A 13,994-nucleotide genomic window follows, 5' to 3' on the forward strand; every position below is an offset into this window, starting at 1 on the left:
GCTTACTGTTTTTAGATTTTAAAAAATCTAAAGGCAAAACTGAGATTTAGCATTATTTAAGTAAGACTAAATTTTAGTAACAATTTGTGGAGAGATGGCTGAGTGGTTGAAAGCACCGGTCTTGAAAACCGGCATACGTTAATAGCGTATCTAGGGTTCAAATCCCTATCTCTCCGCCACTATTAAGAAGTCTCGCTAGAAATAGCGGGGCTTTTGTCGTTTTTAGTATTTGGAAATTAGCTAAAGCTTTGCCACCACGAGAATTTGAAAACGAACAGGTTGCAGTGTCACTCATTATCTATAATGGTGATTTTTCTAAGCTTAACTTTATGAATTTTGGGCACAAAAAAGCCCAAGCTAAGCAGCTTGGGCTTTTTAATATCTGTTGTTTAAAAAGAGTGATTAGAACTCTTTCGGAGCAAAACCTGTCATTACGTCTAGGCGCAATTCTTTACCCACTTTTGTTAATGGGTGAACGATAACTAGACCACGAACACGCTTCTTAAGCTTACCAATGTCTGCTTGCTCAGCTTTTGTGATTTCACGAGAAAATGGCATATCAAGCAGGCTCTTACGCTCTTTGTTCAGTTCGTATGTTTGCTTGTGCTTAAGTTGGTTAAGTTTCTTCGTTAGGTCGTCAACTTCATTCGTGAACTTAGTAATCATTTCATGATCACCACGAGAACGTGCCGCATCCAGTTTGCGTTGGCAAGTATCTAAACGGTTGTGCAGCTTTTGAATATCGGTTTTTATGCTCATGGTAATTGGACTCAAATTTTTAATGGTCGAGGAGTATAGCATAGCTGAAATTCAACGCTCTACTATACTGTTCGATCTATTGATTTAGTTGATCAGTTCATTACCTGATGCGTTGCCAGCAAAGAAAGCATCCACGTTATTTAAAGTCACTGAGGCAATGTTGTTTAGTGCTTCGTGAGTCAGGAAGGCTTGGTGTCCAGTGAACAACACGTTGTGACACGCGGATAGACGACGGAACACGTCATCAACAATGACATCGTTTGACTTGTCTTGGAAGAATAGGTCTTTTTCGTTGTCGTAAACATCTAAACCTAGTGCGCCAATTTTGCCTTGTTTCAGTGCTTCAATTGCGGCGACAGAATCAAGCAGTTCACCACGGCTGGTATTAATGATCATCACACCATCTTTCATCTGCGAGAATGCCTTCTCATTCAATAAATGATAGTTCTCTTCGCTCATTGGACAGTGCAGCGAAATGACATCTGCGTTCGCATAGATCTCTTCAAGAGAGCAGTAGCGAGCGCCCATTTCCAATGCTAGAGGGTTTTCATATGGGTCGTAGCAGAGCAGCTCCATGCCTAAACCTTTAAAGATACACATGGTTGCAATGCCAATCTTGCCTGTACCCACAACGCCAACTGTTTTGCCATGGAAGTTGAAGCCAACCAAGCCTTCCAGGTTGAAGTTTGCATCACGCGTGCGCTGGTAGGCTTTGTGTAAGCGTCGATTTAAACACATCATCATACCGACAGTATGCTCAGCGACAGCTTCTGGGGAATAAGCCGGGACGCGCACTACTTGAAGTCCAAGCTCCTTTGCTGCTTCTAAATCGACTTTGTCGAAGCCTGCGCATCGCATCGCGATTAATCTGGTCCCACCAAGAGAAAGCTGTTTAAGTACTGGTGCGGATAAATCATCATTTACAAACGCACATACGACTTCACAGCCCTGAGCCATTTTTGCGGTTTTTGAAGTTAATCTAAAATCATGGTAGTGAAATTCGAAGTCTCGATGGTTTTTAATTTTATTGAAAGACGCTTCGTCGTAGGATTTCGCACTGAAAAAAGCAATGTTGAGCATAATACCCTCTCTATTTGTGCTGAATTTATAAAGTAATCTCCTTATAAAGTAATCCAAGTTAGTCATAATGAGTAGTGAAATTTGCACATATTAAGTTTGCTTTAGTATTACCTTGTGACTAGCATGGTTGCTCTTTTTTGTGTTCCCTTAGAATGGGTGAGTTAGGCGTTCTGGCGATGTCAGTAAAATGGTTGTCTTTAATCTTGTGTTGTTCTTTTGTTCCTTTTACACAGGCTGCTGTGGACTTGGTCAAAGTAGACAAATCAAAACGCAGAATGTACCTAATGGACAATGGCGAAGTGGTTAAAGAATATCGGATTGCGTTAGGGGCTAATCCGAAAGGGCACAAGCAGGAAGAAGGGGATAACAGGACTCCAGAAGGTGATTACACTCTAGATTATGTGATTAACGATTCTGCTTTCTATCGCTCTGTCCACATCAGTTATCCAGATGCAATTGATCGCTTGGAAGCGCATCGAAGAGGTGTCTCTCCGGGCGGAGAGATCAAGATTCATGGCCTCAAAAATGGCGAGACACAATCCCCTCAGTTTATCCAGAGCTTTGATTGGACCAATGGGTGTATCGCCATCACCAATGAAGAGATGGATGAGTTTATAAAGCTAGTTAAAATGGGAACGCCAATCACCATTGAGTGGTAATGGAGCGCCTAGTTTCAACCCTATTCTTGAGACATAAAGCGGCTTGGATGATCGCTGAAGATGCCATCTAGCGCCGGCAAGTGTTTCAACTTGTTTGGGTTATTCACTGTATAGCACATTACCTTATATCCGGCTTGCTGCAGCTTCTTAATTTGACGGGAACGAACCCAGTTAATATTGAGGTTGCAACTGTATGCGTTGACTTCTTCTAACAGTAGCCCGTCTTTACGGGTAAAGAACTCACTTAGCACACCCAATCTGTAGCCTTCACAGTGCTTGTATAGCGCTCTTATCACGTCGTGACTAAAGCTCGACAAAAGGATAAATTCTTTGGTCAATGGTCCTTCAGAAAGGGTTTTAGCGACTATCTTCGCGACATCCTCTGCTGAATGGTGGTCAACTTTAACTTCGATATTAAGATTTAGGTTGTTTTTCGCAGCGAGCCCCAGCAACTCTGACAGCGTCATGATCGATTCATTGCTGAACTCTGTACTGAGCCAACCACCAAAATCTAACGTTTTTAGCTCAGCTAAAGTCATTTGATCAACACGACCTTTGCCGTTGCTGCAGCGGTTTACTGTGTGATCATGACATACCACTAGTACATTGTCTTTGGTGGGTTGTACATCAACTTCAACCCAATCAAGACCCAAATCTATAGCGGCTTGAATACTGACTTTGGTGTTTTCTGGGTACTTGCCTGCCACGCCTCGGTGACCAATCAATAGCGTTGTCATATACGTCTATTCTCAATTAGAAACTGCAAAGAATTGTACTCCTTTTTTGTACCTGCAATAGAGTTTAAATGTATGAAGTGATTAAATGTGGTTATTGATGCATATATAAAGAAGAAATTTCCATCATTTAAACGTCATTAAGTCGAGAAAGGCTAGCTTAGGTAGGTATTCTGGGTAACATAAAGTGATTGGACTTTTATGCTCTTACTGCCCAAGTTTTTAGTGGGAACGCAAAGTGAGGGCATAACTTTTATTATCAGGGAGAGAAGTATGAAAATTGGTGTAATTGGCGCAGGTGCCGTTGGTGTTGGAGTATGTAATTACTTACTGACCATGGGCAGTGTAAGTGAGTTGGTTCTATTGGACCAAAACTTAGAGCGTGCTGAAGGGGAAGTCTTCGATTTCCGTCATACCACTGCACTGACCTTCTCGAAAAACACTCACATCATTCCTACTGACGACTATCTCGATCTTCTCGGAGCTGATATTGTCGTAATCACTGCGGGAGCGCAGATTAAGCAAGGTCAGACGCGAATTGATATTGCAGAAATCAATGCCAAGATAGGTGTTGAGATTGCACGTAAAGTCGAACGAGTAGCCCCAAATGCAACCCTCATTGTTGTATCTAACCCTTGTGATATTGTCGCGCACTTTATTGCAACCAATACAGGCTTTGAGAATAGCAAAGTGATCAGTAGTGGCTGCGTGATCGATACTGCGCGCTTGATGAGCATTGTTGCCAATCGCGTGGATTTGGACCCGAAGAACATCTTTGGTTATGTTCTCGGTGAGCATGGTAGCAATTGTTTTACGCCAAAGAGTTTGATTTCAATTGCAGGACAACCTGCAGATTTCTATTGCGATGCCAATAATGTAGAGCGTATCGATGCAGACGAATTGCTCGAAGCCGTTAAGCAAGCTGGGTATGAGATTTTCCGTCGTAAACAAAATACCGTTCATGGGATCGCTGCAAGTGTGTTTCGTATTATTCAGGCAATCAAGATCAATGAACGATCAGTTTTGCCTGTGGGGACCATGATGACTGGTCAATATGGTGTTAATGGCGTGGTATTGAGTTTGCCTACTGTCGTTGGCAAGAAAGGTGCAGAGTCAGTACTCACTCATCCATTTACACAAGAAGAGCTAGATACACTTCATTCGATTAGTATCAACTTACGAGGCATCGTTGAAGATGTCGCCAAAGTAACAGGTTTAAAGTGTTGATTTAAATAATTAAAAAATCAGTATTTCTTGCGATAAAAGCCGACTGAAAAGTGGGCTTTTTTTATGTCCAGTTTTCGTACAGAAACCTTAGAATCTATGGTTGTTTAATCTGCAAATGAGTAATAGAATGCGAACCATTTTTATTTGAGTTGGTATTGGTAATGTCCCGAGTTCTTATCGTAGATGACGATGTTCCGTTGTGTGAATTATTGGAGGCGGTGTTACAAGAAGAGGGTTACACCGTTTCATCTGTCCATTGTGGGGAAAGCGCTTTGCAATACATGGAGAAGATGCCGGTTGATCTTGTTCTTCTCGATGTCATGCTACCAAATCTAAATGGTATGCAAGTTGCGCGTCGTATCTGTCAACGTTTCGCGACGCCGATCCTCATGCTAACGGCATTAAATGATGAGAACTCGATGCTAGATGGCTACCAAGCGGGCGCAGATCAGTACATCGGCAAGCCCTTTAATGTGCCTGAATTGTTGATGCGTATTAAAGCAATTCTTCGTCGTGTAGGATTAGAACGTCAAAGACAAGCTATGTGCTGCACAGTACAAAGTATCAGTGATCAGCTGAACAGTTTGCCGCTGACAGGTACTGAAGCAGAGTTACTTTGCTATTTGGTAAAAAACCAAGGCGTTGTGATTTCTAAAGCCGAATTGCAAACCGAGGTTTTGAAGAAAGAGCTAAGTCCGTTTGATCGCAACTTAGACATGCACATCAGTAATATTCGTCGTAAATTGGTGGAAGCGGGATTGTCCAAACAGCACATTAAAACGTTTCGTGGAAAAGGTTATAGCTACCTAGAGGCTGTGACGAATTAATGAAATTTGTGTGGCCATCCTATATAGCCAAGCGTCGAGATAGTCTGGCTTTTAAGCTATTTACTTACATGACGGCGATCGTCATCAGTATCCTTGTTGTACAAGCTGTCGCTGAGCAAGCCTTAGTAAAAGCAATGCTAAAAGTACCAGCGAGCGTAAAAGCAGAAATGTTGGACTTAGCGCATCAAGCCAATGTTTTGATCGAAGACGGAGATATGGATGAGCTTGCGGATTGGGCGAATGCACAACACTTTTACTTATTCGTGTTAGACGAAAATCAACACCCACTTACCCATCGCTTGATGCACCCTCATTTTGAGTTCAAACTTAAGTTTAAAAGACGTTTAGATGAACAACTAGAAGGCAGAGTTAGTCGCCCAATTTTCAGTATTCCTCTTGTGGGCAACAACAGTTTGGTCATCCAACTGCCTCATCGTTTACACCCAGCTCATGACTTTATTCTCTACTTTTCGATACTGAAAGTTGTGATTGCAGCGGTCATTCTGGCGCTGTTTTCTCTATTAATGGCAAGGAACTTACAGCAACCTTTAGACCGACTTCGTGAGGCGAGTAAGAGGCTATCAAATGGTGATTTTACTGTCAGTGTGGTTGATGAACTGAAATCAAACACACGAGAATTTAATGAACTGGCGCAAGACTTCGATCATATGACCAAGGAGATCCACTCTTTGGCTGAGAAACAGCGTCGATTAATACGTGATGTTTCACATGAACTTCGTACACCTTTGGCGCGACAGAACTTGGTGTTACATCTGTTGCGAAAGCGTGTGGGTGAGAGTGAGCAAAGCCTTGTCACTCGCATGGAAGAAGAAGCAAATGAACTTAATCACTTGATTGGTGAGATACTCGAAATCAGCCGATTGGAGAACGCTCGCTACGATACTGAGATGAAACGTAGCGACTTAGAAGTTCTGCTTGCTCCTCAGGTTGAGCGTTGCAAGATCGACCTAAAAGCTCAACAAACTCTTACTTTTAAATCGGACGCGACAAGGACAAAAGCCCAGTGTGACGACACTTTAGTCGTGCGCTGTTTGAACAACTTGATTGGTAACGCGATCAAGTATGCGGGCGACTCTGCGCAGATTAATGTGTGCTTAACAAATAAATCCACCGATAAGCACCACTACTTAGCTGTGACCATTGCTGATAATGGTCCGGGTATTCCACAGGATAAATTGTCCGACATCTTTGACCCATTTACTCGATTGGATGCTTCCAGAGACAAAAAGCTTGGTGGCTATGGTCTTGGGCTCGCAATAGTAAAAGAATCGATGCGAATGATGGGAGGAAAAGCCATCGCCACAAACCGAGTGGATGGTGGGTTGAGTGTAACATTGTTGTTTAGGCAATAGATCGCTCGCGGCTATTCGTGATTTAGATCACGTTCGAACAAAGTATTACTCTCATGCCCTTTACAAAAGTTTACGAATGCAAAGAATGTAAATTTAATGCAAATGGTAATGGTTATCACTTATATTCTCTCGCAAAATAAGTAGAAGGGAATCACATAGCACCTATGTGTAACCCAACATTTTGGAGTGAATGTGCATGTTTTCTAAAAGCCAACTGGCGTTAGTGATTGGGGCGGTGTTAGCAGCACCTGCAGTGGCGGAAGTTCAAAAAGCGGATGAGCACCTTGTTGTTGAAGGTCGCGAGTTTGGTTACAAAGCTGATACCAATACAACAGCAATGCGTATGGAAATGACGCAACTGGAGACCCCAGGACAAGTTGCTGTGATTGATGAAGCGGTTATTGATGAGCAGCGTGCAAGCACGTTAGGTGAAGTGCTAAAAAATGACGCGAGTGTTAGTGCCGGTGGTACGAGTCGTAACCGTGAGCGTTTCTCATTGCGCGGCTTTGAACTTAGCAGTTCTGACGGCTTTTTACGTGATGGTCGTCAGCACTGGTCACACTACCGTCAGCCAATTGAGCTTTTAGAGCGCGTAGAGATACTTAAAGGTCCATCAGGTCTACTTTACGGCAAATCTGAGCCAGGTGGTCTTGTGAACATGGTTTCTAAGAAGCCAACAACAGAAACACAAGTTAGCTTGAGCCAAGATATTGGTTCAAACGATCACTCACGCACTGTTTTAGATGTGAGTGGTGCACTGAATGAAGAAGAGACATTGCGTGCGCGCGCAATTCTTGCAAAAGAGAGTTACGGCTCTTGGCGTAAGTATGGTGATGGCACAGAGCCACAAACTGACCGAGTTGTCGGTGGTCTGGTTGTTGAATACGACATTACCGAAAACGTGATGGTTTCTGCTCATTATGACAGGACTAAAGATGAAGGCAGTGTGGATTCTGGTGCTTACATTGTAGACGGTAAGCCTGTGCTTGGAGACAAGTATATTTGGGATGCGCAATGGTCGAAGATTGATAACGATGTAGAAAACTACGGTATCGATATTAATGCGCAAGTCGCGGATAACGTAAACGTCAAAGCAGGATACAACCGTCAAGATTTCAAGCGTTTTGATGTGGAGTCTTACCCTAAGTTTGACGACTATGAAGAAAAAAATGTGATTAAGCACAAAGGGAATGATCGTTCAGACAATTGGGTGTTTGATACTGCGTATGTAGACGTTACGACTGACTTCTCTTTGCTTGATACTGATAACACACTTTTAATTGGTGCAAACTACCTAGATTACAGTTATGACCGCTTTATGGCATTCCACCAAGAGTCTAGTGTCCAGCCGGGTCAAACGGTGCCAAAGCCAGGGTATCGTAGCTCGAAAAAATGGCCGACTAGCGAGCATGATACATGGGGTATCTACGCGCAAAATATGATGACAATTAACGATTACTGGCAGGTACTTGCAGGTGTTCGTTACGATGAAAAGCGCAGTGAAACATTAACAGAAAGCCAAGTGTCACCAAAGCTAGGCGTTATCTTTCATCCTGCGAGTAATGGTTCAATCTATGTTCAGTACTCTGAAAGCTTCATGCCACAAGGTGCTGTGGCTGACTCTGACTTTACCAATGATGGAGAAGAACTAGAGGCTGAGCGTGGTATTTCTTATGAAGTGGGTACTAAGTGGGAATTGTTTGATGAGCGTTTATTCTTAACCGGTGCGCTGTTTGACATCACATTAGAAAATGTACGATTAGATATCGTCGATCCTAACGACTCAAAAAAACAGATTGCTACTCAAGATGGTGAGCAAGTGCACCGAGGCGCTGAAATCTTAGCGCAAGGATTTGTTACAGATAAGCTTTCGTTAACTGCTTCTGCAATGTACTTAGATGCAGAGATTACAGAAAGTGCAAAACTAAAAGGCAATCGCCCAGCTGATGTGCCTGAGCTTTCTGCAAGCGTCTGGTCTAGCTACAAGATCCAAGACAATACGAATGTAAACTTGGGCGTGATTTATGAGGGTGAGCGCTACGGTGACGCAGCGAACACGTTTAAGAAAGATGGGTATGCGCGTGTTGATATGGGCGTGGCGTACACACACAAGTATGATGAGAACTTAGATATTGTGGCCCGATTCAATGTTGAAAACGTGTTTGATACTGAATACCTAGCTGGTGGCGGTAGTACGAACCCGGACAACTATGATGGTGCAACAAATGTAGTGATAGGCGAAGGTCGAAACTACATGGCAACAATTCAGTTCAAGTACTGATAACAATATGATTTTTAAAGGGGAAGATTGGTCTTCCCCTTTAGTCGTTTTTAGAAAACAGAAAATATAACTCGTATGAATCTAATGAAATCAAGTATCGCTCTGTTGATCTCATCGGTTTTGATTCCCGTTCAAGCGGAAAATCTTAACGATGCACAAGCAGTGCAGAGTAAAACCAATCAAGCATCGGCTGTTAGCCAGAAGCGTATTGATGTAAGTGCAGAGAAATCTTTGACTCTTGAGGCTGAAATAGAGCAGTTACAAGAAGAAGTTGGCAACTTGAAGATTTATCGTGATCACCTATCTAGTTTGGTAGACAGTCAAAACGAAGAAGTGGCTAGTCTGAATGAGCAAATCGAACAAATCGCTCAGACTCGCCAAGGTGTCGTGCCACTGATGTACCACATGCTTGATGGTCTTAAGAGTATCGTCGCTAATGATAAACCGATCCGCAAGGCACAACGTGAAGAGCGTATTGCAAAGCTGGATGCAATGATGACTCGCGCAGACGTCGCAGATGCTGAGAAGTTCCGCCGTATTCTTGAGGCGTACCAAATTGAGATGGACTATGGCTCTAAGATTGGTGTTTACCAAGGCAAGATAGCATTAGATGGTAATGATCAAGTCGAAGCCGATATCCTTTACCTAGGTCGTGTTTCATTGGTTGCACGTAGCTTATCAGGTGAGCACTTCTGGAGCTGGTCACAGCAACAAAAAGAATGGCAAGCAGTGGGCACTGAGCAAAAAGCGGAACTAGACAAAGCGTTTGCGATGGCGAACAAACAGATTGCACCGAGTATGCTTACTCTGCCAGTGTCTCTTAACGTAGCGGAGGGCAAATAAATGATGAAAAAATGGCTATCGGTTGCGCTGATTTCTTCTGCTGCTCTTCTACCTCACACAACATTCGCTAGTGACGCATTATTGCAGAAAGCACAACAAGAAAATCGTCAACAGCAGTCGCACAATGTGGCTCGTGAATCTGGTTTTAAGAAAACGCAGCAAGAGTTGCAAGCGATGAAAAACCAGCTTGTTGCCGAGCGTGCAGCGTTGCAAGCAGAAGCGGACACCCTGAGTGTTACGTTCAGCGAAAACGAATCGCAGCTTGCCCAACTTGAAGAGAAACTTCGCCTAGAAACAGGCAGCTTAGGTGAGCTTTTTGGCGTAGTTCGTCAAAATGCAAAAGAATTGGAGTCGGAGCTTAAGTACTCTGTAACAGGTGTCGACGCTAACTCATACCAAAAAAACATTGATGATATCGTTGCAGCGAAATCACTGCCGACATTACCTCAACTGCGTGCAATGTGGCGCAGTATGGAAGAGCAAGTCAAAGCAAGTGGTGAGATGGCGAATGTGTCATTCACCTTGTTGGATGGTGAGGGGCGTGAGCAAAATGTTGATGGTGTTCGTCTAGGCTCAATGGCGTTGTTGGACAACGCAGGGTATGTGAAGTGGAATGGTCAGCGTGGTGATGCGGTGAATTATCTGCGTCAGCCTGAAAACGGTCCTACGGCAAGCACATTAAGCTCAGGAGACATTGACTCACTCGTGATTGACCCATCGCGTGGCATTCTCCTTGACCAGTTAGCAAATTCTCCAACCATGGCAGATCGCCTAAACGCAGGTGGCGTGGTGGGTAAGATCATCCTTGGTTTACTCGCTATTGGCTTGATCATCGCGCTGGTTCGTGGTGTGTCATTGATCATCGCTCGTCAAAAGATCGCGAAACAACTTAAGAGCCCAACTCAACCAGAGGATAACCCTCTAGGTCGAATTCTAGCGGTATACCAAAAGGATAAGCACCGTAGTGTTGAAGCGTTAGAGTTGCGTCTATTGGAAGCGGTAGTTGATGAACAAACTCACCTTGAGAAAGGCTTATCGATGCTTAAGCTGCTTGCCGCGCTAGCACCTATGCTGGGTCTGCTTGGTACGGTAACGGGTATGATCGAAACTTTCCAAGTTATCACTCAGTTTGGTAATGGCGATCCAAAAGTCATGGCGGGTGGTATCTCAATGGCACTTGTGACAACTGTCCTTGGTCTTGTGGCTGCGATGCCATTGCTTCTTGCTCATAACGTATTGAGCTCTCAAGCAGAGAACATTCGCAATATTTTAGAAAAACAAGGTATTGGTCTTGTGGCAGAGCAAGCTGAACGTGATATGCCAAAGGGTAAAAATGCCTCTAACACAGTAGCGGAGAACGCAGCGTAATGGAGCAGATCCTACTCAACACATTGGGTTTGATCAGTGAGGATTGGGCCTCGACCTTGGCGAGCTTTATGCAGCAAGGCGGGCAGATCCTATGGTGGCTGGCTGCCGTTGTAGCGGTATGCTGGCTGCTGGTTATGGAGCGTGTTCTTTATCTGACAACGGAATTTCCGAAGGTGAAGAGACAGCTTTGTGAACAGTGGCTAGCAAGAGCAGACCACCACTCTTGGTACGCGCATCAAATCCGCGAAGGATGGATTGCAAAGGCACAAATTGAACTGCGCCAAAACCTATCAACCATCAAAGTATTGGTTGCAATTTGCCCAATGCTAGGTTTGTTAGGCACGGTAACGGGCATGATCACGGTTTTTGACGTGATGGCAACACAAGGCAGTAGCAATCCGAAATTGATGGCTTCCGGTATTTCACTTGCAACACTACCTACAATGGCAGGTATGGTTGCAGCACTTGCAGGTATGTTTGTACATGCTCGTTTAAGCAAAGTGTGTGAACGCAAAGCCCTCCAGTTAGAACAATCTTTAAGGAGTCAGAAGTGAGACTCGGACGTAGACCAAATCAACAAGATGAAGCCCAGATCGATTTAACCTCGATGCTGGATATCGTATTCATCATGTTGATCTTCTTCATTGTGACTAGCTCATTTGTACGTGAGTCAGGTGTAGAAGTTAATCGCCCACAAGCTTCCAATGTGGTCAGTCAAAAAGACGCAGGCATCTTTATCGCCGTGACGGCAGCAAATGATGTCTACATCGATAAACGTTTAGTGGATATTGAGCGTGTTGAAGCCACCATTGAGCACTTACTGCTGGAGCAACCAGACGCAGCGCTTGTAATTCAAGCGGATGAGCATGCTTACAATGGCACAGTTGTGAAAGTCATGGATGCCGCGAAAGGCGCTGGTGTGAAGAACATTGCTTTGGCGGCGGAGAAACCTTAATGAAAAGGCTATTACTCGCGCTACCCGTGTCAGTTTTGATTGCGGTGAGCTTGTTTAGCTTTATGGCGTGGATGGTCGATAAAGGCAATCAGCGAGCACCAAAGCCCTCTGAAGCGGTGCGCTTTGATATGGTTATGATCGAGAATGATGCGGATGTTCAGCGTCGTCAACGCTCGGTGCCTGAACAACCAGAGCCACCAAAAGCGCCAGAGCCGATGGATTTGTCTCAGGCTCAAACGCAAGTTGAGCCGATGAGTCAAGTGACGCCAATCAGTGCATTGGGCTTGAACACTTCTCTTGATGGTATTGCTATTAGTGCTCCAAACTTGAAAGGCACTATGGGTAATCAGCAAGCGATCCCTTTGTATAGCCCAGAGCCACGCTATCCGAGTAAGGCACTGAAACGCAAAATCGAAGGTTACGTGATGTTACGTTTTACTATTGATGCTGCGGGGCGTCCAAAGGATATCGAAGTGCTTGATGCCAAGCCAAAACGTATGTTTGAGAAAGAAGCGATTCGAGCATTGAAGAAGTCGAAGTATCAGCCGAAGGTTGAAAACGGTGTCTCAATTGAGCAGTACGGGCAAACCCGAAAAGTGGAGTTCAATTTAGCCAAATGATGAAGAAATTCTTAATCGGTGCAGTATTGAGCCTATGCGCTTTTACGACGACTGCCAATGAACTGAGTCAATACACCGCGACTCGTGTTCAACGTGCGCATAATTTGGTTCAAGACGAAAAGTTGCAAGAAGCCATTTCAACGCTTGAAGCATTAGAGTTATCGCGCGGTTATGATCGTGCATTTGTCGCGCGTATGCTTGGGATTTTGTACTGGCAAAATGAGCAAGTGAAGTCGGCTATCAAGCAGCTAGAGATTGCGGTTAATAGCGGTCTCTTAGACGATGATCAAGCTTGGCAAACGCGCAAGATGTTAGCGGATATGTTGCTTAACGAGCAGCAATTTTCAAAGGCATTACCTCACTACTACGACTTAAGTAAATCTGTTCCTGAAACTCAGAAGGCATATGAGATTTGGTTGCGTATCGCTCAGTCTCACTACCAGTTGAGTCAATGGAACAAAGTCTTGTCTGCGATGGGGCGCTATGAAAAGTTTGGTCAGCCAGACGAAATTGGTCCTTTGTCTATCAAGTTGTCAGCCGAACTTGAGCTGCAAAAATGGAAGCCAGCCATCGGTACGATTAAGCGTTTGATTGCGATTGAACCTGAGCGTGTGGAGTGGTGGCGTCAGCTAGCTGCGCTCTATCTTCGTGTTGATGATAACAAACGCGCTCTTGATGCATTGGCGCTTGCAAAACTAAAGGGTGTCGCGCTTAGTCAAGACGATTTACGACTTCTTGCTCAGTTATATGGTGCGCGTGGTATTCCAGAGCGCGCAGCTTTGGTGCTAGAAGAGGTGAAAGACATCAACTCAGACAGCAAGTTAAAAGCGCAGCAAGCGACATATTGGCAAATAGCAAAAGAGTGGGACAAATCGATTGAGAGTTGGCATGTCGCGGCTCAATTGGACAGAAAATATAACTGGAACTTGTCCCAGTTATTAGTGCAAGAAGGTCATTACAAAGAAGCGTTAGCGACGTTGGATAAAGTGACTGGTCGTAAGGCTGATGTGGCACTGGTGAAAGCCCGAGCTTACTACAAGTTGAAACGCTTTGAGGATGCGCTTGCAAATGCGAAACGTGCCAATGAAATTAAGCCTTCGACTCAAGCTGAGAGTTGGGTGAAGTACCTAACGCAATTGCGCAAAGCCAAAGCAAGCCAGAATAGTTAATGCGTATTTCATAGCATCGAAAGACCCGAGTCAGATCTCGGGTCTTTTTGTTTTTATAGAAGTGAGCAGGTTCGATTTCTTTTAATCGCTGCTGCGTCT

At 44.2% G+C, this 13,994-nt stretch carries 14 protein-coding genes and 1 tRNA gene; 12 read left to right on the forward strand and 3 right to left on the reverse strand.

The genetic code is table 11. The features are described from left to right. Positions 1-88: 88 nt before the first annotated feature. A tRNA-Ser gene (locus OH463_RS10705) sits at positions 89-179 on the forward strand. 223 nt (positions 180-402) lie between these two features. On the opposite strand, the gene OH463_RS10710 is transcribed toward OH463_RS10705, so the two are convergent. Continuing rightward, entirely contained in the window at positions 403-759 is a 357-nt protein-coding gene (locus tag OH463_RS10710; RefSeq protein ID WP_005530256.1) for a YibL family ribosome-associated protein, read from the reverse strand. Positions 760-843: 84 nt separating this feature from the next. After that, positions 844-1,839 (reverse strand): 2-hydroxyacid dehydrogenase, encoded by a 996-nt coding sequence (locus OH463_RS10715; RefSeq protein ID WP_269991242.1) that lies wholly within the window; start codon positions 1,837-1,839, stop codon positions 844-846. A 176-nt stretch (positions 1,840-2,015) separates the two neighbouring features. Between OH463_RS10715 and OH463_RS10720 the strand changes: the two genes are divergently transcribed. Continuing rightward, positions 2,016-2,498 (forward strand): L,D-transpeptidase family protein, encoded by a 483-nt coding sequence (locus tag OH463_RS10720; RefSeq protein ID WP_009696839.1) that lies wholly within the window; start codon positions 2,016-2,018, stop codon positions 2,496-2,498. A gap of 20 nt (positions 2,499-2,518) precedes the next feature. Here the strand turns inward: OH463_RS10720 and OH463_RS10725 are convergent, their stop codons facing one another. Beyond that, positions 2,519-3,235, reverse strand: a complete 717-nt coding sequence (locus tag OH463_RS10725) for a glycerophosphodiester phosphodiesterase family protein (protein WP_005453243.1) — start codon at positions 3,233-3,235, stop codon at positions 2,519-2,521. 270 nt (positions 3,236-3,505) lie between these two features. Here OH463_RS10725 and OH463_RS10730 point away from each other — a divergent pair, with 270 nt between their 5' ends. The 10 genes from OH463_RS10730 to OH463_RS10775 all read left to right on the forward strand — a co-directional run bounded on the left by OH463_RS10730 (position 3,506) and on the right by OH463_RS10775 (position 13,895). Beyond that, positions 3,506-4,459 carry a lactate/malate family dehydrogenase gene (locus OH463_RS10730; RefSeq protein WP_009702515.1) on the forward strand — a complete coding sequence of 318 codons (954 nt, stop codon included), beginning with the start codon at positions 3,506-3,508 and terminating at the stop codon, positions 4,457-4,459. Positions 4,460-4,620: 161 nt separating this feature from the next. After that, a complete protein-coding gene (locus OH463_RS10735) occupies positions 4,621-5,286 on the forward strand; it encodes a response regulator transcription factor (RefSeq protein ID WP_239968234.1) in 666 nt (221 codons plus the stop codon). Beyond that, positions 5,286-6,659 (forward strand): sensor histidine kinase, encoded by a 1,374-nt coding sequence (locus tag OH463_RS10740; RefSeq protein WP_269991243.1) that lies wholly within the window; start codon positions 5,286-5,288, stop codon positions 6,657-6,659. Before OH463_RS10735 ends, OH463_RS10740 begins: the two co-directional genes overlap by 1 nt. Positions 6,660-6,855: 196 nt before the next feature. Beyond that, a complete protein-coding gene (locus OH463_RS10745) occupies positions 6,856-8,940 on the forward strand; it encodes a TonB-dependent siderophore receptor (protein ID WP_269991244.1) in 2,085 nt (694 codons plus the stop codon). A gap of 75 nt (positions 8,941-9,015) precedes the next feature. Continuing rightward, a complete protein-coding gene (locus OH463_RS10750) occupies positions 9,016-9,783 on the forward strand; it encodes a DUF3450 domain-containing protein (RefSeq protein WP_005453251.1) in 768 nt (255 codons plus the stop codon). Further along, on the forward strand, positions 9,784-11,151 hold the full coding sequence (locus OH463_RS10755; protein ID WP_009696843.1) for a MotA/TolQ/ExbB proton channel family protein: 1,368 nt from the start codon (positions 9,784-9,786) through the stop codon (positions 11,149-11,151). It abuts the gene before it with no gap. Continuing rightward, a complete protein-coding gene (locus OH463_RS10760) occupies positions 11,151-11,705 on the forward strand; it encodes a MotA/TolQ/ExbB proton channel family protein (RefSeq protein WP_005453261.1) in 555 nt (184 codons plus the stop codon). The genes OH463_RS10755 and OH463_RS10760 overlap by 1 nt, the downstream gene beginning before the upstream one ends. After that, positions 11,702-12,106: an ExbD/TolR family protein gene (locus tag OH463_RS10765; RefSeq protein ID WP_005453262.1), complete on the forward strand. Its 405-nt coding sequence runs from the start codon at positions 11,702-11,704 to the stop codon at positions 12,104-12,106. Before OH463_RS10760 ends, OH463_RS10765 begins: the two co-directional genes overlap by 4 nt. Further along, on the forward strand, positions 12,106-12,726 hold the full coding sequence (locus OH463_RS10770; protein WP_005453264.1) for an energy transducer TonB: 621 nt from the start codon (positions 12,106-12,108) through the stop codon (positions 12,724-12,726). Before OH463_RS10765 ends, OH463_RS10770 begins: the two co-directional genes overlap by 1 nt. Then, the gene (locus tag OH463_RS10775; protein ID WP_005453266.1) at positions 12,723-13,895 is read left to right on the forward strand and encodes a tetratricopeptide repeat protein; all 1,173 of its coding nucleotides are present in this window, start codon (positions 12,723-12,725) and stop codon (positions 13,893-13,895) included. The genes OH463_RS10770 and OH463_RS10775 overlap by 4 nt, the downstream gene beginning before the upstream one ends. Positions 13,896-13,994: the final 99 nt, after the last annotated feature.

The organism is Vibrio sp. NFR, from assembly GCF_027587095.1.
GTDB classification, from domain to species: Bacteria; Pseudomonadota; Gammaproteobacteria; order Enterobacterales; family Vibrionaceae; genus Vibrio; species Vibrio harveyi.